22 protein-coding genes are annotated in these 24,215 nt (G+C 63.7%); 6 read left to right on the top strand and 16 right to left on the bottom strand.

The features are described 5' to 3' along the window. Positions 1-10: 10 nt before the first annotated feature. The gene (locus tag B0G71_RS09765) at positions 11-1,408 is read right to left on the bottom strand and encodes an undecaprenyl-phosphate glucose phosphotransferase (RefSeq protein ID WP_116116935.1); all 1,398 of its coding nucleotides are present in this window, start codon (positions 1,406-1,408) and stop codon (positions 11-13) included. Between the two features lie 634 nt (positions 1,409-2,042). On the opposite strand from B0G71_RS09765, the gene B0G71_RS09760 reads away from it, so the two are divergent. Beyond that, on the top strand, positions 2,043-3,596 hold the full coding sequence (locus B0G71_RS09760) for a mannose-1-phosphate guanylyltransferase/mannose-6-phosphate isomerase (protein WP_116141297.1): 1,554 nt from the start codon (positions 2,043-2,045) through the stop codon (positions 3,594-3,596). Positions 3,597-3,737: 141 nt separating this feature from the next. On the opposite strand, the gene B0G71_RS09755 is transcribed toward B0G71_RS09760, so the two are convergent. Then, the gene (locus tag B0G71_RS09755) at positions 3,738-4,919 is read right to left on the bottom strand and encodes a transposase (protein ID WP_116141295.1); all 1,182 of its coding nucleotides are present in this window, start codon (positions 4,917-4,919) and stop codon (positions 3,738-3,740) included. Between the two features lie 593 nt (positions 4,920-5,512). Then, positions 5,513-5,809, bottom strand: coding sequence for a YciI-like protein (locus B0G71_RS09750; protein WP_116141293.1), 297 nt, complete (start codon positions 5,807-5,809; stop codon positions 5,513-5,515). 447 nt (positions 5,810-6,256) lie between these two features. On the opposite strand from B0G71_RS09750, the gene B0G71_RS09745 reads away from it, so the two are divergent. The 3 genes from B0G71_RS09745 (at position 6,257) to B0G71_RS09735 (ending at position 8,213) form a co-directional block, all read left to right on the top strand. Further along, a complete protein-coding gene (locus B0G71_RS09745; RefSeq protein ID WP_106281143.1) occupies positions 6,257-6,556 on the top strand; it encodes a PsiF family protein in 300 nt (99 codons plus the stop codon). A 234-nt stretch (positions 6,557-6,790) separates the two neighbouring features. Then, positions 6,791-7,240, top strand: a complete 450-nt coding sequence (locus B0G71_RS09740) for a hypothetical protein (RefSeq protein ID WP_116141291.1) — start codon at positions 6,791-6,793, stop codon at positions 7,238-7,240. 385 nt (positions 7,241-7,625) lie between these two features. Beyond that, the gene (locus B0G71_RS09735; RefSeq protein WP_116141289.1) at positions 7,626-8,213 is read left to right on the top strand and encodes a YSC84-related protein; all 588 of its coding nucleotides are present in this window, start codon (positions 7,626-7,628) and stop codon (positions 8,211-8,213) included. Positions 8,214-8,510: 297 nt separating this feature from the next. Here the strand turns inward: B0G71_RS09735 and B0G71_RS09730 are convergent, their stop codons facing one another. The 11 genes from B0G71_RS09730 to mltG all read right to left on the bottom strand — a co-directional run bounded on the left by B0G71_RS09730 (position 8,511) and on the right by mltG (position 20,044). Beyond that, positions 8,511-9,578, bottom strand: coding sequence for a glycosyltransferase family 4 protein (locus tag B0G71_RS09730; protein WP_116141287.1), 1,068 nt, complete (start codon positions 9,576-9,578; stop codon positions 8,511-8,513). 231 nt (positions 9,579-9,809) lie between these two features. After that, positions 9,810-10,976, bottom strand: coding sequence for an AAA family ATPase (locus B0G71_RS09725; RefSeq protein ID WP_116148448.1), 1,167 nt, complete (start codon positions 10,974-10,976; stop codon positions 9,810-9,812). Between the two features lie 115 nt (positions 10,977-11,091). Further along, on the bottom strand, positions 11,092-12,504 hold the full coding sequence (gene otsA / locus B0G71_RS09720; protein WP_116141286.1) for an alpha,alpha-trehalose-phosphate synthase (UDP-forming): 1,413 nt from the start codon (positions 12,502-12,504) through the stop codon (positions 11,092-11,094). 210 nt (positions 12,505-12,714) lie between these two features. Then, positions 12,715-13,938 carry a mechanosensitive ion channel family protein gene (locus B0G71_RS09715; RefSeq protein WP_116141284.1) on the bottom strand — a complete coding sequence of 408 codons (1,224 nt, stop codon included), beginning with the start codon at positions 13,936-13,938 and terminating at the stop codon, positions 12,715-12,717. 406 nt (positions 13,939-14,344) lie between these two features. Then, positions 14,345-14,701, bottom strand: a complete 357-nt coding sequence (locus tag B0G71_RS09710) for a Rap1a/Tai family immunity protein (protein ID WP_012432952.1) — start codon at positions 14,699-14,701, stop codon at positions 14,345-14,347. A gap of 318 nt (positions 14,702-15,019) precedes the next feature. After that, on the bottom strand, positions 15,020-15,745 hold the full coding sequence (locus tag B0G71_RS09705) for an ankyrin repeat domain-containing protein (protein ID WP_404935328.1): 726 nt from the start codon (positions 15,743-15,745) through the stop codon (positions 15,020-15,022). 67 nt (positions 15,746-15,812) lie between these two features. Beyond that, the gene (locus B0G71_RS09700) at positions 15,813-16,604 is read right to left on the bottom strand and encodes a TatD family hydrolase (protein ID WP_116141280.1); all 792 of its coding nucleotides are present in this window, start codon (positions 16,602-16,604) and stop codon (positions 15,813-15,815) included. 34 nt (positions 16,605-16,638) lie between these two features. Next, positions 16,639-17,163 carry a GNAT family N-acetyltransferase gene (locus tag B0G71_RS09695; protein ID WP_106281128.1) on the bottom strand — a complete coding sequence of 175 codons (525 nt, stop codon included), beginning with the start codon at positions 17,161-17,163 and terminating at the stop codon, positions 16,639-16,641. A 121-nt stretch (positions 17,164-17,284) separates the two neighbouring features. Continuing rightward, positions 17,285-18,319, bottom strand: coding sequence for a DNA polymerase III subunit delta' (locus tag B0G71_RS09690; protein ID WP_116141278.1), 1,035 nt, complete (start codon positions 18,317-18,319; stop codon positions 17,285-17,287). 94 nt (positions 18,320-18,413) lie between these two features. Then, complete coding sequence (gene tmk / locus B0G71_RS09685) at positions 18,414-19,034, bottom strand: dTMP kinase (protein ID WP_116116923.1); 621 nt, start codon at positions 19,032-19,034, stop codon at positions 18,414-18,416. Then, positions 19,034-20,044 carry an endolytic transglycosylase MltG gene (mltG, locus tag B0G71_RS09680; RefSeq protein ID WP_116148446.1) on the bottom strand — a complete coding sequence of 337 codons (1,011 nt, stop codon included), beginning with the start codon at positions 20,042-20,044 and terminating at the stop codon, positions 19,034-19,036. The genes tmk and mltG overlap by 1 nt, the downstream gene beginning before the upstream one ends. Positions 20,045-20,122: 78 nt before the next feature. On the opposite strand from mltG, the gene B0G71_RS09675 reads away from it, so the two are divergent. Both B0G71_RS09675 and B0G71_RS09670 read left to right on the top strand, forming a co-directional pair. Beyond that, the gene (locus tag B0G71_RS09675; RefSeq protein WP_116141277.1) at positions 20,123-21,196 is read left to right on the top strand and encodes a folate-binding protein YgfZ; all 1,074 of its coding nucleotides are present in this window, start codon (positions 20,123-20,125) and stop codon (positions 21,194-21,196) included. 88 nt (positions 21,197-21,284) lie between these two features. Further along, the gene (locus tag B0G71_RS09670; protein ID WP_116141275.1) at positions 21,285-22,130 is read left to right on the top strand and encodes an NRDE family protein; all 846 of its coding nucleotides are present in this window, start codon (positions 21,285-21,287) and stop codon (positions 22,128-22,130) included. Positions 22,131-22,247: 117 nt separating this feature from the next. On the opposite strand, the gene B0G71_RS09665 is transcribed toward B0G71_RS09670, so the two are convergent. Together B0G71_RS09665 and B0G71_RS09660 are read right to left on the bottom strand one after the other, a co-directional pair. Then, positions 22,248-23,207 carry an alpha/beta hydrolase gene (locus tag B0G71_RS09665; RefSeq protein WP_116141273.1) on the bottom strand — a complete coding sequence of 320 codons (960 nt, stop codon included), beginning with the start codon at positions 23,205-23,207 and terminating at the stop codon, positions 22,248-22,250. An 82-nt stretch (positions 23,208-23,289) separates the two neighbouring features. Beyond that, the gene (locus B0G71_RS09660) at positions 23,290-24,180 is read right to left on the bottom strand and encodes an SDR family oxidoreductase (protein WP_116141271.1); all 891 of its coding nucleotides are present in this window, start codon (positions 24,178-24,180) and stop codon (positions 23,290-23,292) included. Between the last annotated feature and the right edge of the window lie 35 nt (positions 24,181-24,215).

Below are 24,215 nucleotides of genomic sequence, written 5' to 3'. Positions count from 1 at the left end.
AGGAACGGGCCTAGTAAGCGTTGCTGCCCACGAAACCCTTCCACAGCGTCAGCACGACGATCTTTATGTCGAGCCAGAAGGTCCAGTGCTGCATGTAGTACAGATCGAGCTTGACGCGGCCCATCATCTTTTCGATGCGGTCGGTTTCGCCGCGATAGCCGTTGATCTGCGCCCATCCGGTAATGCCCGGCTTGATCCGGTAGCGGTGCATGTAGCCCTTCACCAGATCCTTGTAGATGTCGTCATGCTCGAGCGCATGCGGACGCGGACCCACCACCGACATCTCGCCGCGCAGCACATTGATGAACTGCGGCAGTTCGTCGAGACTGGTACGCCGCAGGAACGCGCCGACCGCCGTGATGCGCGGATCGCGCCGCGTGGCCTGGGTGATCCTGCCGTGCTCTTCCTTGTGCACCTTCATCGAGCGGAACTTGTAGATCTCGAACTGATTGCCGTCGATGCCCTTGCGCTTCTGCCGGAAGAACACGGGGCCCGGCGAGCTGATCTTCACCGCGGCGGCGATCACCAGCATGACCGGCGCGAGCGCGGTCAGCGCGGCCAGCGCGAACAGACGATCGAAAACACGCTTGGGCAGCACGCGCAGATCGGTGATCGGCGAGGCGGCCAGGTTGATCGCCGGCACGCCGAGCAGATCGACCATTGGCTGATTGAAGAGCGTCAGGCTGCGCACGTCCGGAATGAAGCGGATGTTCACGAAGTCGTTGCGCAGATCCATCACGAAGCGATGGATCGCTTTCTCCTTCGAAATCGGCAGCGCCAGCCACAGCTCGCGAATCGCGCGCTGGCGCACGAGCTGCAGCATGCGCTGATAGTCGCGCTCGACCGGCACGCCTTCGATCGCCTCGCCCGCGTCCGGGTCTTCGTAGTGATTGATCGTGCTGTCTTCATCGAACACCACGACCGGCGAGAAGCCCGCGTCAGGACGGCTGCGCATCTGCTGAATCAGAAAGCGCCCGTATGGCGCGCCGCCGACGATCGCCACCGCGCGCTGATTGAAGCCTTCGCGGCGCAGTCCGCGCAGAATCGAATAGACGATCACCTTGGTGACGATCAGCAGCACGATCGTGGCCACGGCCCAATAGACGAGCCACAGCCGCGACAGGCTGTCCGAACGGTGCAGGCTGAAACTGATCAGCACGCCGGTGACTTCCACCAGCAGCCAGCCACCCCCTACGCGGCACAGCAGGTCGTAGAGCGGCTTGCCGCGCCACGATTGATAGATCCCGAGCGCCGGGAAAAACACCACCACCAGCAGGCAGTCGAACGCGAGCGAGACGCTTTGCATATCGTCCAGCCACACGACTTTCCCGCTGTGCACGGCCGCCGCGATGGCGGCGCCAAGCGCGACCATGGCGATGTCGATGATTCTCGATAGAACGCTCAGCATGCGCTGCCCCTCAGTTCGTCAGTCAAGTGCCATCCGCTGGTTGGTTGAAATGCAGTCCGGCAACGGGCCGCACAACGCCGGTAACCGCGTCATGCAAATCCATGCGCGACGCGTAACTGTTTGAACCGGTGCTAATTGCCCTTCTGTTTCCCGTCCGAAAAAACTGCCTGAGCAGCCGAATGGGAAATCTGTGTCGGAATGAGTGAATACCCTTGTTCAGGTATAGATAAAGCGATATTAAAATTCCCACTGCAAGAGCGCAAAATATCTCAAATTGTATCGGTCAATGTTTCGGCATTTTTTCTGAATTTTGTTCGGCAATTATTACCGAATCCGCCCTTTCACAGGCGTCCTGCGAGCCTTTACCTAAGCCGATCTTGCACTTTGAGCGCGCTTTCCTGCGAAGCTTGTGCATCTTCCTCCGCCATCATTCTGACGCATGGACCGCGGTAAAAAAATGGTCCGCTATTTTTTTCGGGTAATTTTTCTTTTTTAAAAATTATCCGGACATTTTTTCTTCACGAAATGGATAAACGAATTAGGTGTTTTATATAGTTTCTATTTAACGCGCTTTTATTGATTCCAAAGTTCGTGATAAAACTTGACGCATTCACCCAGCCTCGAGGAGTCCATCATGACAGCTCCGGTTACGGCAACGCCCGCCGACACCCGGTCCACGCAAGTCAAGTCCCTGAACGTCAAGCTCAAGGTTCATCCCGTGATTCTGGCGGGCGGCTCCGGCACGCGGTTGTGGCCGATGTCGCGCGAACAGCACCCGAAACAGTTGATCGGGCTGCTCGGCGACGATTCGCTGCTGCAGTCCACCACGCGCCGTCTCGAAGGACTCGAGGCAGGCTATCCGCTCACCGAGCAACTCGTCGTGGTCGCCAACGAAGAACAGCGCTTCACCACCGCCGAGCAGTTGCGCACGAGCGGCAAGCCGACCCGGCTGATTCTCGAACCCGTCGGCCGCGATACCGCGCCGGCGCTCACCGTGGCCGCCCTCTCGGTCGCCGCGCAGGACGAAGACGGCATCATGGTCGTGATGCCCGCCGATCATGCGGTCACCGACATCGACGGATTTCATGCGGCCGTGGCCGCCGGCGTGCAGCATGCGGCGGCCGGCCATATCGTCACGATGGGTATCGTGCCGACGCGCGCGGAAACGGGCTATGGCTACATCCGCATCGGCGCGGCCCTTGGCACGACTAATCACACGCAAGAGGCCGGCGCGGAAGTGACCGGCAAGGTCGGCGCGCACAAGCTCGATCGCTTTGTCGAGAAGCCGCATCTGGAGCTGGCGCAGCGCTATATCGAATCGAAGGAGTACTGGTGGAATAGCGGCATCTTCATCATGCGCGCGTCCACGTGGCTGAAGGCGATCCGCCATTTCCAGCCGGCCATTTACGAAGCCTGCAATGCTGCGTTTGCGGGCGGCAAGGCGGACGGCGACTTCTTCCGTCTGCAGCGCGACGCGTTCAGCGCTTCGCCGTCGAATTCGATCGACTACGCGGTGATGGAGCAGCTCGGCAACGATCAAGGCGCGGCCTCGGGCGTGGTCGTGCCGTTGCAGGCAGGCTGGTCCGACGTGGGTTCGTGGGACGCGATCTGGGATATCTCGGACAAGGACGCCGATCAGAACGTGGGGCGCGGACGCGTGATGTTCGAAGGCGCGGCTTCGACCTTCGCGCATTCGGAAGGACGCCTGATTGCCTGTGTGGGCACGCAGGATCTCGTGGTGGTGGAAACGGCCGACGCCATTCTGGTCGCCGACAAGTCGCGCGTGCAGGACGTCAAGAAGATCGTGGGCCGGATTCGCAACGACGGCGGGCTGGAAGCGGCCAACCATCGCAAGGTGCATCGCCCGTGGGGCAACTACGATTCCGTCGACACGGGCGAGCGCTTCCAGGTCAAACGGATCGTGGTGAAACCGGGTGCGCGGCTCTCGCTGCAAATGCATCATCACCGCGCCGAACATTGGATCGTCGTGCGCGGTACGGCGCTCGTCACACGCGGTGAAGAGCGCTTTATCGTCTCCGAAAACGAATCGGCCTATATTCCGCTGGGTGTCACCCACCGCCTCGAGAATCCGGGCAAGATGCCGCTCGAAATGATCGAGGTCCAGTCCGGCTCGTATCTCGGCGAAGACGATATCGTGCGCTTCGACGATACCTACGGACGCCAGTAACGCGAGTGAATAAGGGGCGTCGGCGAACGGCGTCCTTCTGACAACACCAGTGAATCACAGCGAATGTCACAACGAATGAAGCGGGAACCTGCGGCGGTTGCTCCTACCGGCCGCGGGGAACTGCTGTGCTAGCCGCCGCGCTCACCCCGCGTGGGAGATGAGTTCTGTGTACGACGGGTAGCGATCGGACGCACTGCTCTCGGTCGCTGCGGTGGCAGCGGCCGGTTCGCCCGGATAGCGGCGCAACGGACCGCGGAACGCGTTGAGCGGTCCATGCAACGGCGCGCCGTGATTGGCCGCGACCGGCTCGGGCACATGGCGCAAGGCTGGCAACGGACGCGCCGCGACGGGCGCCGGATTCGCCGGAACATGAGCCGCTGCCTGAACCCCGGCGGCGGATTGCTGCGCAGCGGCCAACGTGAGGCATTCGCGGTCGATCCATTGCCGCGCCCAGTCGAGCGCGTATTGCTCCGCCGCTTCACTTTGCTCAAAGCGCGGGCCGACGAGGCCGGAACGCTCGACGCGTTTGCCGTCCTTCATGATTTCCGCCCACGCCCGATACATGGCGTTCGGCACCGGCTCGGCCGCGATGTAAATCACGTAGCCGCTCTGCTCGGCGATTTCCGTGCCGCGTGGCGCGAGGCTCATCGACAGCGGGTTGCGCCGATCGTCAGGCGCGGATGTGCCGCGCGCCGACACGATGGCCGAATTCAGACCATGCATGGCCGCACCGACCGCGCGCGCCTCGTCCGGACGCGGCAAGCCCGTCCGCACAACGTGCCGTGCGGGTGCTGCGACGGGTGCGGCTGGCGGACGAGATACCGGCGGCGCATGCGTGACGCCGGACAGCTGCCGCGTCATGTCGGCAATCGGATCGGCCGAACGCCAGTTGCCCAGGCTGCTCGACACGCCACCGGGCGCCTGCCATGACTCGGGGCTTCTCCAGGACACGCCACGCAGATGCTCGTCGCGCAGGCTGGGCGATTCCGCTACCGGTGCCGCGGGTTTGGCCGCGACGGGCGGCGCCGGTTGGGGGACGTACGCAAAGGTGCGCCCGGTTTGCGATAACAGCCGAACCATCTCGAGAAGCGTGCCGTTCAATTGCCACTCTTCAAAACGGCGCCGGCAAGTCGGACCCGACGGATAGCGCCCGGGCAGTTTCGACCAGGGTTCACCGGTTGTCAGAATCCACAGGACGGCATTCGCCACGATGCGCGGTTCGGCGCGGGGCCGGCCGCGTCGGTTTAGACGGACGGCCGGCTCATCTGAAACAAGCGCTGCCAGCAGCGCCCATTCGTCATTGCTTAGCTCATCGAAAAACATTGGGTTTTCTCCACGCAGCCTGGCCAGGCCGCGGCTTTGGACTGCCACGGATTCAACTTTCACGACCCGTGTGCAGGCCTCGGTTGCACAAATATGTTTTGTACGTTTTGTTGGCTGGTCATAACCGCCCCGACTTAGTGCGGCTTGTCCCTATTGCGAAGCACAAAACGTGGTCTCACTCGTGCATGGGAGAATTTGTGCACGAAGCATACCATCACCAGGGTTTGCGTGAATATGAATGAGACAAGTGTTACGGATAGAAACAATCTTGTCCTTTTTGCTGCGTCTTTCCTCGCAATTCCGTCACAAAAGTCCCGTCGCTTCCAGTAGAAAAGTGACGCTATTGCAGCGCACAACACGCAGGCATGGCGACGAATAACGTTTATGAATCCGCGGTTCGTCCGTGACGAGATTTCAATGCATTTTGGCTCGGCTTGAGCCGATCGATTGATGCGCCGCAAGCAGCATCGATCAATCTATGTGCAGTGCATCAACGGCAAGGAAATCGCGTGGTGTGAGGGACACTGGAGCGCCAGGCAAGCGACGTGTTTCGTCGCTCGCCACTTCGCCGATACAACCGGACGGCCGTGCGTTCAGCGCACGGGTTTTGCCGCGCCCTCGCCCACCACCGTCGTCCATTCACGCACGCGCCAGCGCGTCACGAGACCGGCGAGTACATACGGATCGGCCTTGACAAAGGCTTCGGCGGCAGCGGTAGAGTCACCTTGAAAGAGCAGGACAGCAGTATCCGTGGGTTCGGCCAGCGCGCCGGCCAGCAACAACTCGCCGCGCTCGACGGCCGCCCACGCCAGCTTCAGATGCGCATCGCGGTACGCTGGCCGCCGTTCGAGGTAGTCGGACACCAGGTCGTACGTCAACAGATAGTGCATAACGAGCCTCCTTGGCCGGTGTGAGAGCGGACCAGTCGCGCAATCGACGGCATGCCTTCTGGTCGATATTACCCATATGTTGGGCAGTGGATTTTTTTGCCGAATTACAATTCAATTGCATGTGCAGCAATGCGCAAAGCATGCTCGAATTTTTTCATCGATCTCACGGAATTGTTTAGTGCTAATTCGCTTGAATTCACTTTACGCATTTAATCTGGAATGCATAACATAATTCCATGTGGCGCCATTCGCGTTTTTATCCGCCAATCCGCCGCCAGTCCCCGTCACGTAAGGGAAAACGAGTGTCGGGCACTGTCAACCGGATTGCGTTTCCAGCCGTTCTCGCAGACAGCATTTGCCATAATGAACGTGCCGAGGGTCCTGGATACCGTTGACGCCCGCGCGCATGAACGACCAAAAACGTTTTCACCACCGATGGAGTGTCACATGAAAATCCAATCCGCTATCGCAACGCTGGTGCTGGGTGCCGTCCTCGTTTCTTCGCCGGTGTTCGCAGATAATAGCCAGCAAACCAAAATGGCCGACTGTAACAAGCAGGCCGGCGACAAGAAGGGCGACGACCGCAAGGCGTTCATGAAAACCTGCCTGTCCGCGAAACCGGCCGCCGCTGCCCCAATGAGCCAGCAGGACAAAATGAAGGCGTGCAACACGCAAGCCACCGGCAAAAAGGGCGACGACCGCAAGGCGTTCATGAAGACCTGCCTGTCGTCGGCACCGGCTAATTAAACATGGCGAACCGGCGTCGCGCGTCAAGCGCGGCGCCTGAGCGTACTCCGCTCGAACACAGCGATGCTGTTGTCCAGCGCTCGCTTAGCGCGTCCCGCCCCTTCCCGCGCAGTCCACCCGCCCGAACCCGCCATTTTTCTTCTATGATGGCTGCGGAGACGGCCCACCCCCATACAACATTAGACGGGCCGCCATCTTGTCGTTGGTGCTGCAGAGCATCCATCGGAGGCAAGGATGGTATCGAAGCATAAAAACCGCTGGTTGAGGCGGTGGCTGGTCGTCATCATATTCTGGGCGGTGCCCGTGGCGATCGTGGCGGTGAGCGAGATCCGGGAGGAAATGGCGTACAACGCCGTCGACCTCGACCGTGCGCTGACCAGCTGGAATTTCACCGCCGCGCAGCGTGCCGCCGGCGCCCCCGCGCGCTGTCATGGCAAGCCCGACGAAGCGCAAGCCGCGGGCTGTCCGGCCGATGTGCTGGCCGCCAACGCGCCGCGTCAGCAGGACGCCCGCAATGAATACAGCGTGCGCCGCTCCACGCTGATGGCCTATCTCTGGCACGCCTTCGTCGGCTACTGGATCGTGCCGGCCGTGACGCTGTTTCTGCTCGGCGTGCTGATCGGCATGGTGCGCCGCGCGCTGCGGCGTCCGCCGGCGGTCAAGAGTCCGGCGAACCACGGTTGAGCGCGCCGGGATCGGAAGGCCGAATGCAGGGCGATGTGCGGCGTCACGACAACACTTTCAATTCCGTTTCAAAGCGGGTTCGCACGGCGCAAAATCGGTAAAAACGAATGGTCGAAGCGGTGGCCGTTCCGCTCCTATTGGCTTTAGCGAAACCCGGCGCGATTCACGCGAACCCGTTCAACGCGCGCTATGCGCAGCTTCAAAGCGCCATGCGCCGCCGGTCAAAATTACGGCATGGTGTCTTACGATTTGCCCGAAAGCCCCGCTGCACAAGGCTTTTGGCCTGACGAGGAAGTGCGCCTTTTGGGCTTGCGTGTGATATAACTCAAAAGCAACCTGGCTAAACAGATAAGGTTGCGCCCCGGAACCATGACGGAGAAAAACGATGCAAAGACGAAACTTCATGCTGAAGACTACCGCTGCGCTCGCTTTCGGAGGCCTTGCACTCGCTGGTTGTACGACCAATAAAGGCAATCCCGATACCCCCGCCACCGACTCAGCCAAACGCCAGTCGATCGACGCTAGCGTCGACGGCACCATGTCGCGGCTCTACACGACCGTGAAGGGTTCGCACGAACTGGTCTCGAAGGCGCGTGGCGTTCTGGTGTTCCCTTCGGTGTTGCAGGTGGGCTTCGTGGTCGGCGGACAGTATGGCGAAGGTTCGCTGCGCGTAGGCGGCGGCACGGTCGGTTACTACAGCACGATTTCCGGTTCGTTCGGCCTGCAGGCAGGCGCGCAGTCGAAGGCGATCATCTTCCTGTTCATGACGCAGGATGCGCTGGACAAATTCCGCAATGCCGATGGCTGGTCGGCGGGCGGCGACGCGTCCGTCGCGCTGATCAAGATGGGCGCCAACGGCGCGATCGACACCACCACGGCCACCGCGCCGGTCGAAGTGATCGTGCTGACCAACGCCGGTCTGATGGCCGATGTATCGCTGCAAGGCACCAAGGTTTCGCGTCTGAAGATCTAACCGACGCGCGAGCCGTTGGCCAGTCTGCGGGGTGTGCGTCTGATCCGCCGGGTTCCGTGAGCAGCGGTGGCCGTATCAGACGCAATCCTGCGCAGCCTGCCTTTGCAACCTCAGCAACGTGGCATGCGCCGCGCCGGCGAGCTTTTGTGGACTGCACGCGGGCCGCGTCCATGATGACCGCCGGCGCCTGTTGCAACGCCCCGATCGTCTTAAGTCGTGCGCCAACGAAAAACGGCGATGCGCATCCCGCATCGCCGCTCTTTTTTCACCCTGCCGGGCGAGCCGGATCGCTTCCGCTCAGCTTCCCGACGTATCGATCACCTTAAAGCGCGAACGCTTCTGCGCACGAATCACCATCTGGTAAGCATCCACATATTCTTGCGCCATGCGGCGCGAGGTGAAGCGCTCTTCGAAGCGCTGCCGCACGCCCGCGCGCGGCATCTTGTGCAGGCGATTGACCGCCGCCACCGCGCCGATTTCGTCTTCGACGATATAACCCGTCACGCCGTCTTCCAACACTTCCGGCACCGAGCCGCGATTGAACGCGATCACCGGCGTGCCGCATGCCATCGATTCGATCATCACGAGGCCGAACGGCTCCGGCCAGTCGATCGGAAACAGCAGCGCGTGCGCGCCGGACAGGAATTCGGCCTTCTGGTGATCCGCGATCTCGCCGATAAACTCCACGTGGGGCAAGTCCAGCAACGGCCGGATGTCGCGCTCGAAGTATTCGCGATCGGCGGCATCCACTTTCGCGGCGATGCGAATCGGCAGGCCGCAACGGCCCGCAATCCGGATCGCGGTATCGACACGTTTTTCCGGCGAGATCCGGCCGAGAAACGCGAGGTACTTCTGCTCGACTGGCTGCGGCGTGTAGAGCTGCTCAGGCAAGCCGTGATAGACGGTGGTCAGCCACTTGGCCTGCGGTAGCGGATGCCGCTGCGAATTCGAAATCGAGATCACCGGCGCGGTGTTGAACGTGTCGAACACCGGCTGCTGCTCGGGCAAATCGAGGCGGCCGTGCATGGTGGTGACAAACGGCGTGTCCTGGCGCTTGAAGACCGAGAACGAGTAGTAGTCGAGGTGAAAATGCAGAACGTCGAAATCCTCGGCCTGGCGGCGCACCAGTTCCATCAACAGCATATGGGGCGCCACGCGGTCGCGAATGCCGGGATCGAGGCGCAGCGCGCGCGGCCAGACGGCTTCGAGCTTCGCACTCGTAACGGAGTCGCCGCTCGCGAACAACGTCACGTCATGTCCAAGATCGACCAGCGCTTCGGTGATGTACGACACGACGCGCTCCGTGCCGCCATACAGCTTCGGCGGCACCGATTCGGTCAAAGGGGCGATCTGCGCAATCTTCATATATTGTCTCCGTAAGCTGACGGCTTGCGCCTCGAGGCGGTGCGCGCCAGCGGCGCTGAGTATGACAGCGCCGATACCTCCGATCAATGCAACGGCCCGAGCCGGCCGCGTGCACCACCGGCATCGAAGCATTATTCACTACGGCACAACAAAAAGCCCCTTGTCTTGCATTTCCTCGGCGCTGTTACATTCAGCTTACATCCGGCTCGGCGCGCACACGGCGTCTCGTGCTTAGCGCGCGGGCCATTTCCAAGCCGGCAGATCGCGATCGTCTGCATCGGTAATGCGAGTTGCGCCGAACTGCTTCTCCAGCACGATCGACTGACTCGTCTCTTCGCGTTCGAGCGCTGCGATCAAACGCGCGGCGTGCGACACCACCAGCACCTGCGAATGCGCGGCAGCTCGCGCGATCAGGCGCGCGAGCGCCGGCAGCAGGTCCGGATGCAGGCTCGTCTCCGGTTCGTTCAGCACCAGCAATTCGGGCGGACGCGGCGTCAGCAAGGCCGCGACCAGCAGCAGATAACGCAAGGTGCCGTCGGACAACTCCGCGCCTTTCAGCGGCCGCAGCAGGCCGTGCTGTTGCATCGTCACTTCGAAGCGGCCGTCCTGGGTCGCAACCTCGAGGCGCGAACCGGGGAAGGCGTCGTCGATGGCGGCGTCCAGCGCGACCGGGTCGCCGATCTCGCGGATGGTCTGCAAGGCGGCGGCGAGATCTGCGCCGTCGTTCGCGAGCACGGGCGTGTGCGTGCCGATCTGCGGCAGACGCGCGGGCGCATCGGCGTCGGTGCGGAAGTGGTCGTAGAAGCGCCACGAGCGGATCTGTTCGCGCACCGTGATCATCTCCGGCGCGGTGCGCGGGTCGGAGAACTCCGTCATCATGCTGTCGAAGCTGGCGGCCGGTTGTGGAACGGTCTGCCAGTCGCCCTGCTCGTCGCGTGTGCGCAGCGCCGGGCCGTGACGATCGACCAGCAAGGCCGACGGCCGCAGCACGGGCCCGCTCCAGATGCATTCGCGTTTGATGGTCGGATCGAGCGGAAAGCGCGCGGCGCGATTGACGAGCGGCAGACCGAGATCGATCGCATAGCCGAATTGAGAGCCGGAAAACCCGAGCCGCAGGCTGACCGGCTCCTTGCGGCGCAGCGGTTCAACCGCGAACTCGCCCGCCAGCACGGCCCGCGAAAAGCGCTCAGGACCGGCCCATAGCGTCGACGGCAAGCCGCCCTCGCGCGCGAGCGAAGTAATCAACCCGCCGCGCGCCGCTTCGGACAGCAGCCGCAGCGAGCGGTACACGCTCGACTTGCCGCTGCCGTTTGCACCTGTGATCACGTTCAGCCTACCGAGCGGCACGATCAACTCGCGCAACGAGCGATAGCCCGCAATTGCCAGAGTGGTCAGCATGCGCCGGCCCGACATTCAGTCGCGCAGGCGCGCGCGTCCCTCAACCCTGCCGCACCTGACCACGCGCTCACGCCGCCGTTCCCGAAGCCGGACAAACATTGGTCGACATGCCCCATTACTTATGGCCGCCGCCGTTGCCCGGCTTCCGCGCCGGCACGCTGCGCAGATCGCGCAGGAAGGTGTCGCGCCACACGCCGAGATCGTTCTTGCGCAGTGCCTCCATGTTGATCTCGTGACGCCGCTGACGCGCGTCGAGCGGCATCTGCAACGCGCGCTGCAGCGCTTCGCACATGCCGATCGCATCATGCGGATTGACCAGCAGCGCGCCGGTCAGCTCCGCCGCCGCGCCCGCGAAAATCGACAGCACCAGCACGCCGGGGTCGTCGGGATTCTGCGCGGCGACGTATTCCTTCGCCACCAGATTCATGCCGTCGTGCAGCGGCGTGACGAAACCGATCTGCGATTCGCGGAACAGCGACATCAGCTTCCAGCGGTCGTACTGCTGGTTCAAATAGCGGATCGGCGTGTAGTCGAGCCCCGAGTAGCGGCCATTGATGCGCCCTGCCTCGTACTCCAGATCCTGGCGAATCTTCTGATAGGTGGCGACGTCCGAGCGGGTCGGCGGCGCGATCTGCACCAGCGTGACGTTGCCACGCCATTCCGGCGAGCGCTCCAGCAGATGCTCGAACGCGCGGAAGCGCTCGACGAGACCCTTCGAGTAATCGAGCCGGTCGACGCTCATGATCAGCTTGCGCCCCTCCAGGCTCTGCTTCAGATCGAGCACGTGCTGACGGCTTTCGTAGCGCTTCGCCTGCTCGGCGATTTCGTCCGGGAACACGCCGATCCGGTACACGCCCGTGCGCAGCTTGCGGCCGAATGCTTCGACCACGCCGTCCGCGCCCACCGTGCCGCGCGCGTGGCGCGTAACGTAATCCTTGAAGGCGAGTTCGTCGGTGGCGGTCTGGAAGCCCAGCAGGTCGTAGCACGACAGCGACTTCACCAGCTCTTCATGCGGCGGAATGTTGAGCAGGATCTGCGGTGCGGGAAACGGAATGTGCAGGAAGAAGCCGATGCGATTCGTGACGCCCTCGTTGCGCAGCGCCTCGGCGAACGGGATCAGATGGTAGTCGTGAATCCAGATCACGTCGTCGGGTTCAAGCAGCTTGATCAGCTTGTGCGCGAGCCACGCGTTGACGCGCCGGTAGCCCGCGTACTCCTCGCGCTCGTAGCGCGCGAGGTCGTTGCGGTAGTGGAATACCGGCCACAGCGTTGCGTTCGAGAAGCCTCGATAGTACTGGTCGTAGTCCTTGCGCGTCAGACCGACGGTCGCGAAGGTCACCGCGCCGTCCTGCTCCAGCGTCGGGCCCGCGTTGGCGACGGTCTCGCTGACCACGTCGCCGCTCCAGCCGAACCACACGCCTCCGGCATCCTTCAGCGCGCCGAATACGCCGACGGCGAGGCCGCCGGCCGAGCCCCTGGTTTCCGTCGGCGTTGCGACGCGATTCGACACGACGATGAGTCGGCCCATATTGCATGTCCTCCTTGGTTCGCGCGGCGCGCTCCGTGCCTTCGCAGGTGCTCGAAGTGTCTCGCGCCCGGTTGCGCGTCGAGAACCCCAACCACATGAAGCACGCGGCGCCGCGCCGGATTCGTGAGTGAGTGGACGGTTCGACTGTTTTGGTGCCCGATCAGTTGCATCTATCGGCACCGCGACCTCAAGATATGCCGCTTCCCGCCGTCAAACTTTTTCCTTCACCGGCCCCGGCACGCCGACCGCCGACGGCCGTCCCGCGCGGCTTGCCACCGGATCGGCCTCGGTATGCGCGGCGGTGCTGCCGGCCGGCGTCTGCGTGCCGCGCGGCACCCAGTCGAGTGGTGCGCCGTTGCCGGTTTCGAGTTCCGCCGACACTTCCGCGCGCGCCCGCGGCAGGTACTGCGGGTAGTGCTGTTGAATGAAGTCGAGCAGACCCTCGCGCACCCGGCAACGCAAATCCCAGTTCAGGCCGGAGTCGAGCGAACTGACGAGCGCGCGCAATTGCATGGAGCGCTCGGTGCCGTCCGTGACCTGCAACACCTGCACGCGGCGGTCCCATTCGGGCGCGTCCTCGACGATGCGCGCCAGTTCCTCGCGCAACGGCGCGAGCGGCATGCGGTAATCGACGTACAGAAACACCGTGCCGATGATCTGCGAACTGCTGCGGGTCCAGTTGGAAAACGGGTTTTCGATAAACCATTGCAGCGGCACGATCAGCCGCCGCTGGTCCCACAGACGCACCGACACATACGTGCCGGTGATTTCCTCGATACGCCCCCACTCGCCCTGGATCACGACGACGTCGTCGAGACGGATCGGCTGCGATAGCGCGATCTGCAAGCCGGCGATCAGATTGCCGAGCACCGGCCGCGCCGCAATACCGGCGACCAAGCCCGCCACGCCCGCGGACGCCAGCAGGCTCGCGCCGATCTGCCGGACGCTCGGAAACGTCATCAACGCGCCGCCCACGCCGATGATCACGATCACGAACATCACCGAACGGGCCAGCACGCGCGCCTGCGTATGAATGCGGCGCGCCTGCAGGTTATCGGCGGTGTCGAGCGGATGGGCCTGAATGATCGCCTCGCCGATCGCCGCCGCCGAGCGCACGGACAACCACGTCAATCCGCCGATCAGCGTAATCGCGACGGCGTCGCGCAGCGGCGTGATGAAGGTCAGCGTGTCAGGCGCTTCCCACCATACGGCCTCCAGCGCGAGGATCACGAGCACGAACAGCGAAGGCTTGTCGATGTAGCGCAGCACGACGCTCGTCAGCGGATAAGGCCGCGCGAGCCGCGTCACGATGCGCGCGCCGATCCGATGGATGCCCACGGCCAGCACTATCGCGATGACGGAGACGAGCAACGCGCCGACCCACGTATGCAGCGGCGCTTCGGCCATGCGGCTGAGGTCGTCGAGAGTTGGCATGAAAGGGATTTTCCTCCTGGCTTGGGTGGGGAACAGAACCCGCGCGGAACGGGCGCATGACCCGCGAGCCTCGAACACGGCTTCGGTGTTGCGTGACGAGCAAGAAGGCCGACGGCGCCGTCGGCGAAGCGTCCGGCGTTGAAGCAGGCGCGAGGCGACCGACTGCGCGCCGTCGCGGACTGCCTGTAGACATCTTAGGTCGTTCGTCTGCGCGAGCGCGGAAAGGTGCCGGAAACCCGCCGTTTCTGCAAACCGACGGCCACGGTTCAGACCGTTTTCAAGCGGCCTTCGAAGAAGCCCCAAGCGGAATTCCGGCCGCTGAAACCGGAAACACGCCCGCAGGCTGAACGCCCGACGCGCCCGCCACGGGGCGCGCGAGGCATGTCAGCCGTGATTCAGTTCACAATCAACTACCGCTCTTGCAGGGAAACGCCTTGCCGAGTCCCAGCGAGATCGCCGTGCTGGCGTTGTAGCCCGCGACGTTCGGATTCTCGGCAATATACTTGCGCACCGCGTCGGTCAACTGCGCCGAGCGCGCGTCCTGCGGCAAGCAGAAGTACTGGCCGACACGCGGACCCGTCGTGCCGCCGATCGCGTCGATGGTATTGAAGATGCCGTCAGCGGCGCCTTCGATATAAGCGGCGCACGCGCTACGCGATGCCACATCCGTCTTGGTGCACAGCTTGTTGAGGTCGCCTCCCGTAAACGCGGCTGCCGATAGCGGTACGGCGAGCGCGCTGGCGAAAATCAAAGCCCGCAGCATGGTGTTCCTTTCCAGGGTCGTTTATCAGGCGGTCTTTCGCCGCGTCCGAACGGCACGCCCAGGCGGCGCGCCAAAGTCGTCATTCTGCACTGTTTTGCGAAGCGCAAGCGTGTGCGCCCGCGCTATCTTCAGGCACTTTTTACTGCAATGCGTAGCGGCGGCCGCTGCGCCGGTATTTTTGCGCTTTGGCGGTTGTAAGGGTGGTGCTCTCCCAGCCGCGCCCGAGCAGCCAGCGGACCCGCCTGACCCGCGCCAGACGCTGAAGCGGCCGGCACACCCTCTCTGCCCGTCAACCGCCGACCCGCACCGCCGCGCTCATCACTTCTGTTGCATCTGCTGCAGGCGCGCGGTCAGCCCTTCGACCACGTCCGGCTCCTTGTACGTCTTGGCAAAATCGAGCGCCGTCAGGCCGATCTGGTTCTTCACCGTCAGATCCGCGCCGTTGTCGAGCAGCAACTTCACCGTCGACACGTGGCCGCCGCGCGCGGCCATCATCAGCGGCGTCGTGCCGTTCGGCGAGCCGGCGTCGACGTAGGCCGAATGGTCGAGCAGCACCTTGACGATATCGTCGTGCCCGTTCGCCGCCGCGTAATGCAGCGGTGCCCAGCCCTTCTTGTTCACCTCGGCGTCTTTTGCGATCAGCAGGTTGACGAAGTCGAGGTCGCCGTTCAGCGCGGCCATCATCATCGCGTTCTCGCCGGCTTTGTCCTGAATCTCGATGTTCGTTTTCGGATTGGCGACCAGCGCGGCGCCGACCTTGTCCGATTTCTCGCGCGCGGCCAGCACCAGCAGCGGCATGCCTTGGTTATCCACGCTGTTCGGGTCCATGCCCTTGGCGAGCAGCTTGTTGACGCCGTCGACATCGTCGAACTTGACCGACTTGATCAGCGAATCGATCGGCGCAGCCTGAGCGGGCGACACCACCAACGAAGTCAGCGCGGCACAGGCCAGCGCGGCCGCGAATGCGACGCGCGAGGCGCCACGCCGCGCCGATGCCAGCGCCCCATGCGCCGCTGAAACGTCCTGATTCTCTGCAATCGACATCGAAATTTCTCTCATATTTAACTTTAGGAAACGTCCCTATCCTTTTGATAATGATCGACTTTACATATCACGCGCCAGCCGGCGCGGGGATCTTGAAAAGGCGAAAGAAGTTCTGCGTGGTCGCGGCGGCCAGCGCCGTTTCCGGCATCTCGCGTTGCTGCGCGATGAACCGTCCGACATAACTCACGTACGCAGGTTCATTTGGCTTGCCGCGATACGGCACCGGCGCGAGGTACGGCGAGTCGGTCTCGATCAGCAAACGCTCCAGCGGCACGCGCCGCGCGACGTCCTGCACGTCGGTCGCGCTCTTGAACGTGACGATGCCCGACAGCGAGATGTAAAAATTCTGCGCCAGCGCCTGTTCGGCGACGGTCCACGGCTCCGTAAAGCAATGCATCACGCCGCCCGGCTCGCCCGCGCGCTCCTCGGCCATGATGCGCAGCGTGTCTTCCGACGACGAGCGCGTATGGATGATCAGCGGCTTGCCGGTAGCATGCGCCGCGCGGATATGCGTGCGAAAGCGCTCGCGTTGCCATTCCATGTCGGCGATCGAGCGGCCTTCCAGCCGGTAATAGTCGAGCCCCGTCTCGCCGATCGCGACCACCTTCGGATGCGCGGCCAGTTCGACCAGTTCGGCGAGGCTCGGCTCGCGCATGTCCTCGTGATCCGGATGCACGCCGACCGACGCGTACACGTTCTCGTACCGGTTGGCGATATCCAGCACCGACGGCAGCGTTTCCAGATCGACGGAAACGCACAGCGCATGCGTGACCGAATGGCTGCGCATATTTTCGAGCACCTGCGGCAGGCGGTCGGCGAGTCCTTCGAAGTTGATATGGCAGTGCGAGTCGACAAACATGGTGATGTCCTGCTTAAGAAGTGCTCGAAGTAAATCAGGCGGCGGCTGCGGCGGAGTCCAGGCGTTTGCCGAGAATCACCAGATCGCGCTCCACGCCGTCCAGCACGGCCACGCGCGGCAACGAGCCCCACGTGTCGAAACCGAAGCTGCGGAACAGGCGCAGGCTCGCCTCATTGTGGCCGAAGATAAAGCCGAGCACGGAGTCGATGCCGAGCGCCGGCGCCGCCGCCAGCGATGCCGCCAGCAATTGCTTGCCGAGGCCGCGGCCACGCGCGCTTTCGTCGAGATAGATGCTGACTTCGGCGGTGCGTTGATAAGCGGGACGGCCGTAGAAATCCGAAAAGCTCAGCCACGCGATCACGCGGCCGGGTTGTTGCGCGTCTTCCACTACCCACAGCGGCCGCTTTTGCGGACCGTGCGCATGAAACCAGCCCAACCGGCTTTCGACGCTGACCGGCTCGAGATCCGCCGTGACCTGCCGCGACGGCACAGTCGAGTTGTAGATGGCGACGATCGCGGGCAGATCGTCGAGCGTGGCATCGCGGTAGGAAAGGCTCATGGTGCGTTGAACTTGGAGGGAAGGCCAATACGGGAAGAAAGTTGGACCGGCGTCGTCGGCCTGGTGCGGTAAAGCGCTGCAAAGCGCGCCCGCCGCTACCGGCGCACCTCGCGGACAGGTCTTAGGCGAACAACTCGCGATAACCGATAAACAGTTCCTCGAACACCAGCCGCGCATTCAGCGGATGGTTCTCGACGGCGCGCTGGCGCGTCACGATGCGCATGAAGCGCGCGAACGCGCTGGCGTCGGCCTGCGACGCGCAACGCGTCAGCGCCGCCGACGCCTGGGGAAAATAACGTGGCGCACCCGCCGTGCGCTGCGCCAGCAGATCGTACATCCAGCGTTGCAGCCAGCCTAGCACCAGCGGCACGGGCAGCTTCTGCAACGCCTCGCCGCACGCGAAGGCATCGCAGTCGGGGCCGGCGGCGAGTTGCCTGAGCGTCCAGTCGCGCAGCGTGCGGTTCTCGTCGCTGGCGAGCGCGAGCGCGGTGAGCGGCGCGCCGCCGGCTTCGGCGAGCAGCGCGGGCGCTTCGGCCACGCCTTGCGCGGCGAGCCATTTCGTCGCCACCTCGGGCGCGGGCAGGGTCATCGGCCATTGGCGGCAGCGGCTGATGATGGTGGGCAGCAGGCGGTCGATGCGCGCCGACACCATCAGGAACACGACGCCCGCCGGCGGTTCTTCGAGCGTCTTCAGGAGCGCGTTGGCCGCGGCAATGTTCAGCCCTTCCGCCGGATACAGCACGACCACACGCGCGCCGCCGCGATGCGAACCCACGCCGACGAAGTCGAGCAGGCCGCGAACCTGCTCGATCTTGATTTCCTTACTCGGCGCGCGGGTCTTCTTGCCTTCGTCGGCGTCGGCCTTATCGGCTTTTTCGTCCGCGGCGTTGTTCAGGCCGGCTTCGGCGGCGAGCGCCTCGGGCACGACGATCCGGTAGTCCGGATGATTGCCCTGCGCGAACCAGTTGCAGGCCACGCATGCGCCGCACGGCTCCCCGTTCGGCTGTTGCGCCTCGCACAGCAGACCTTGCGCGAGGTGCTGCGCAAAGCGCAGCTTGCCGATGCCGGCCTGTCCATGCAGCAACAGGGCGTGCGGCCAGTGGCCGCGCAGCTGCTGCAGGCGGTTCCAGTCATCGGCTTGCCACGGATAAATCATCGTTTCTCTTTCTAATCAAACTATTGCAGAGGTTTTTTGAGGTGCAACGTGAACTCTGCATGGTGTTATAAGGCAGGGCTATATTCTTTTTAAATCAAAGCACTGCAATCAACTCATCAAGCTTTCTCTGAATCTGCACAATGCTCTGCGCGGAGTCAATGATAACGAACCGATATGGCGCTTCTTCGGCGCGGCGCAGATATTCGGCGCGCGTGCGGTTGAAAAACGCCACCGACTCGCTCTCGAAGCGATCCGGATCGCGCACGGCGCTGCGCCGTTCGTTGGCAACCTCAGGCGCAAGGTCGAACAGCACCGTCAGATCCGGTTGAAAACCGCCCTGCACCCACCGCTCCAGCGTTTCCAGCTTGTCGCGCGGCAGACCACGGCCGCCGCCCTGATAGGCGAAAGTCGCGTCGGTGAAACGGTCCGACAGCACCCAGTCGCCGCGCGCGAGCGCGGGCTCGATTACCTCGGCCAGATGCTGGCGGCGCAGCGCGAACATCAGCAGCGCCTCGGTTTCGAGGTCCATCTTCTGATGCAGCACGATCTCGCGGATCTGCTCGCCGAGCGGCGTGCCGCCCGGTTCGCGCGTCATCACGACCGAGCGGCCGGCGCTTGCGACCTTCTGTTCGAGGCGCTCCCGAAACCAGCCGAGATGGGTGGTCTTGCCCGCCCCGTCAATGCCCTCAAACGTAATGAATTTGCCCCGCGCCATCATTGCCCTCGAATGTATTTGTCCACGGCCTTGTTGTGATCGCCGAGGGTGTCGGAAAAGATACTGCTGCCGTCGCCGCGCGACACGAAATAGAGCGCGGTGGTTTGCGCCGGATTCAACGCCGCTTGCAGCGACGCCACGCCGGGCAGCGAAATGGGCGTCGGCGGCAGGCCCATCCGGGTATAGGTATTGTAGGGAGTGTCGGTCTGCAGGTCTTTTTTCCTGATATGGCCGGCGTAGCTGTCGCCCATGCCGTAAATCACGGTCGGGTCGGTTTGCAGCGGCATGCCCACGCGCAGACGGTTCGCGAAGACCGCGGCGACCATCGGCCGGTCGGATTTCTTGCCGGTTTCCTTTTCGATGATCGACGCCATGGTCAGCGCGTCGTACGGCGTCTTGTACGGCAGGTTCGGCGCGCGCGTGGTCCATGCCTCATCCAGACGCAGACGCATCAGGCGATAGGCGCGGCGGTATACGTCGAGATCGCTGGTGTTCTTGTCGAACAGATACGTATCCGGGAAAAACAGCCCTTCCCCATTGCCGATCGACGCTTCCGGCGCGTTGATCGCGTTCATCAGATCCGTGTCGCTCATGCCGATCGTGTCGTGCTTGAGCGCCGGATTGGCGTCCAGCTCGGCGCGCATGCGCTTGAAGGTCCAGCCTTCGATGATGGTCGCCACGTATTCGTTGACGTCGCCGCGAGCGATTTTCTGCAGCACCTCGTACGGCGTCACGCCCGTCTTGAATTCGTAGTTGCCCGATTTCAGCTCACTTTGCAATCCCAGCAGCCGCGTCATGATGACGAACAGTTCGGGCTCGACCGGCACGCCGCCGCGATTGAGCTGCAGCGTAACGCTGCGCAAGCTGCTATGCGGCTTGACGGTGACATCGAGTTGCGCGGGGTTCAGATCGAGCGGGCTGTTGGCCCAGTGATACCCACCGGCAAGGGCGGCTGCGGCCAGCACAACGACGATTGCGCCGGCGACGAAACATTTCTTCAGAAGGGACATGCGGAACGTGGCAGGATTGGACTGCATATAATACTTGTTTGCCTTAGCTAAAGTCAGAATTGACTGTTCTCTGAATCCATGAACACACCGCTCGCTACCGCTTCAGGCACTTCCTCTGGCAACGCCGTCACGGCCGCTGCCGCCACGCCCTTCGTTCTGCCCACGCTGCCGCGCCCTTCCGCCGATGAATTCGCCGCGGTCATCCACCACGGCGCGTACATGCCGCTCACGCAGTTCGGCGTGATCGACGCCACCGGCGACGACGCGGCGAGCTTCCTGCATGGCCAGTTGACCAACGACACCCAGCATCTCGACGCCGCCAACGCGCGCCTAGCCGGCTACTGCTCGGCCAAGGGGCGTCTGCTCGCATCGTTCCTGACGTGGCGCAGCGGCGATACGATCCGACTGCTGGCGTCGAAAGACGTGCAGGCTGCCGTGCAGAAGCGGCTTTCCATGTTCGTGCTGCGCGCCAAAGCCAGACTTGTGGATGCGAGCGGCGAACTGGCCGTGATCGGTCTTGCCGGCGACGTGCGCAAGGCGCTCTCGGGCGTGTTCGACGCGCTGCCGGACGGCGTGCATGTGAAAGTGGACGGCGCGGCGGGCTCGCTGATTCGCGTGCCGGATGCGCTCGATCACCTGCGTTTTCTGTGGATCGGCCCGAAGGCACAGGTCGAGTCGCTGCTGCCCTTGCTCGACGAAAAACTCAAACGCGTCTCGCCCGCCGTGTGGGACTGGCTCGACATTCGCGCGGGCGAGCCGCGCATCACGCAGCCGGTGGTCGAGCAATTCGTGCCGCAGATGGTCAATTTCGACGTGCTCGGCGCGGTGAATTTCCGCAAAGGCTGCTATCCCGGTCAGGAAGTCGTGGCGCGCAGCCAGTATCGCGGCACGATCAAGCGGCGCACCTCGCTCGCTAACGTGCCAGGCGAACTCGACACGGTGCGCGCCGGCGCGGAACTGTTTCATTCGGACGACCCGGGCCAGCCGTGCGGCATGGTCGTGAACGCGGCGTGGGCGCCGGACGGCGGCGTCGATGTGCTGGTCGAGATCAAGCTCGCCGCGATGGAAAACGGCTCGGTGCATCTGGGCGCGGCGGACGGCCCGGCGCTGCGGTTTCTGCCGTTGCCGTACGGGTTGCCGACCGAAGTTTAAAGCTCTCTCGCGGTACGAAGCGGCGCAATCAGGCGCCGCTTTTTACTGGCCTCTTCACCTGCAATGCCCCACCGGGAGATGCGCCCCGATGTGCCTGATCGTCTTCGACTGGCGACCCGACGCGGTCGACGGCCCGCTCTTCACGCTCGCCGCGAATCGCGACGAATTCTTTCGCCGCACCGCCGAGCCGATCAGCTGGTGGCAGGACGCGCCGGGTGTGCTGGCCGGCCGCGATCTTCAGGGCGGCGGCACGTGGCTCGGCATGTCGCGCGACGGCCGCTTCGCCGCGCTGACCAATTACCGCGCGCCGCATGAAATGCGCGCCGACGCGCCGACCCGCGGCACGCTCGTCAGCGACTGGCTGAAAGCCGCCACGCGCGATGCGACGGGGAACCCGCACGCCACGCCGCTGGCGTACCTGCAACACGTCGCGCAAACCGGCGACATCTACAACGGGTTCAATCTGCTGGTGGGCGACTGGACGCGGCGTGAACTCGCCTGGTATTGCAACCGGGGCGGCCTCGCGCCCACGCTGCTCGCACCGGGCACGCATGGCATTTCCAACGCCGTGCTCGATACCGCGTGGCCGAAGCTGGTGAAAAAGCGCGCCGAACTGGCCACGCTGCTCGCGCGCGACGCGATGCCGCCACTCGAACGCCTGATCGATCTGATGCGCGATCCGCGCCTCGCACGCGACGACGAGTTGCCGTCCACCGGCATTCCGCTCGAACGGGAACGGGCATTGTCGGCGGCGTTTATCGAAACGCCGGAGTACGGCACGCGCGGCACGACGGCGTTGCGCGTGGCCGCGCATGGCCAGGTGATCAGCGTGGCCGTCGCCGAGCGCAGCGACGACAACGGCTCGCACCGCATCGTGCGGCCCGGCGACTTCGAGCGCAGCTTCGCTTTTAATATCGAACGCGAGATGGAATGATGCTTGTTGGGCGGCATGGCGGCGGTTCGCCGCTTGTCGCTTACAGTTCGCCCTTCGTCGCTCGACATTTGGCGCTGACCACCAACGGTGCGCCTGCAAGCGCCAGACAAACCGGGTTCACTCGATGCCGAACGCCGAGCGCAATGCCGCGGCGGCATCCGCGTGCGCTTCTGCGACCTCGGGTACGTAGCCACCCATCTTGAAGAACTCGTGGATCATGCCCGGATAGCGCTTGAGCGTGGCCGCATTGCCCGCGGCACGCAATTTCTCCGCGTAGGCATCGCCTTCGTCGCTCAAGGGATCGTATTGTGCGGTAGCGATCCACGCCGGCGCAACGCCGCTGAAATCGGGCGCGCCACGCTGGCCGTCGAGCGGCGCGAAACGCCAGTCGTCGCGGTCGCTCGTATCGCGCACGTATTGCTCGAAGAACCATTGGATCGTGTCGCCCGACAATAGAAAACCGTCGGCGAGACGTGAGTGCGAATCGGTTTGCTGGTAGCCGGTCGTGCCCGGATAGATCAGCAGTTGCAGGGCGAGTTCGATGTCGGCGTCGCGCGCGAGGACCGCGCAAACCGTGGCCAATGTGCCACCCGCGCTATCGCCGCCCACCGCGAGCCGGGCTGTGTCCACGCCGTATTCCGCGGCGTGCGCATGCAGCCAGCGCAACGCGTCGAACGCATCGTCGATGGCCGTGGGGAACTTGTGCTCCGGCGCGAGCCGGTAATCCACCGACAACACCGTGCACTGACCGTCGCGCGCGAACATCCGGCACAGCGCATCGTGCGTATCGACGCTGCCCACCGTGAAGCCGCCGCCGTGGTAGTACACCAACGCAGGCGCGGGTTCGGCCCAGCTCGGCTCGACCGCTTGATAAAGACGCACGCGAATCGTCGCGCCATCGCGTGTCGGGATCCGCAGATCTTCGAGCGCGAACATCGGCGCGCTGGCGATCTCCAGAATCGGCGCGCTTTTTTCGTACGAGGCCCGCGCGTCTTGCGCGGTCATTTCATGAAGCTGCGGGCGTTTGGCCCGCGCGATCATATCGAGCACCTGCTCGATCTTCGGATTCAGCGGCATGGTGCGTCTGATGGCGCATGAGCGCCGAAGATTTGAAAGAAACCGGCGCGTTGGCGCGCCGGCGATGCGATCACAGTCCCGGCTAACCGGCGTTCTTCACTTCCGGCTTGAGCGACATGGGATCGATGGGATTGCGCAACTGCTCGATGTCCTCGTGACGCAGCTTCACCGTCGCCATGATGGCCGGATGCGTGACGATATAGAAACGCCGCGCGGCGATCGCTTCGAAGGTGAGGTCGGCGACATCGCCGGCACTCAGCTTGCCCGATTGCACGGCACGCTGCAGTTGCTTGCCCGCGGCGATCTGCGAGCGCGTCGGCCCGCTGTCGTTGCGCAGGTCCGCAGGGCGCGCGCGTTCCGCATCGGCGATGCCGGTCGGCACGAAGGCCGGACACAGCAGCGAACAGCCGACCAGGCCGCCCGCCTCCGCCTGGTTGGCTTGCGCCAACCGCAGGTCGTGATACAGCGTTTCGGTGAGCGACACCACGGCATGCTTCGACGCGTTGTAGATGCCCATCGCGGGCGGCGACAGCAGTCCCGCGACGGACGCGGTGTTGACGATATGCGCCGGCTCGTTCTGCGCCAGCATGATCGGCGTGAAGACCCGCACACCGTGCGCGACGCCCATCACGTTCACGCCGAACACCCACGACCAGTCGTTCGCCGAGCTTTCCCACAGGAAGCCGCCCGAGCCCACGCCCGCATTGTTGAACAGCAGATGCACGCGGCCGTAGGCGTCGAGCGCCGCTTGCGCGAGCGCTTCGACCTGCGCCGCGCTGGCGACGTCCGTCGGCACGCCGATCGCCTCGGCGCCGTCGGCACGCAAAGCTTCGACGGTCTGCGCCAGCGCGTCCGGATTGACGTCCGCGAGCACGAGCTTCATGCCGAGCGACGCGCCCTTCTGCGCGAACGCGCGGCCGAAACCGCTCGCCGCACCGGTGATCACCGCCACCTTGCCTGCGAATTCGAACATCGTTTGACTCTCCTGGTTTGCTCCGCGTGTTGTGT

This window comes from Paraburkholderia sp. BL27I4N3 (assembly GCF_003386115.1).
GTDB lineage: Bacteria > Pseudomonadota > Gammaproteobacteria > Burkholderiales > Burkholderiaceae > Paraburkholderia.
Note: the sequence above shows the minus strand (reverse complement) of the source record. Positions and strands in the feature narration are given on the sequence as shown.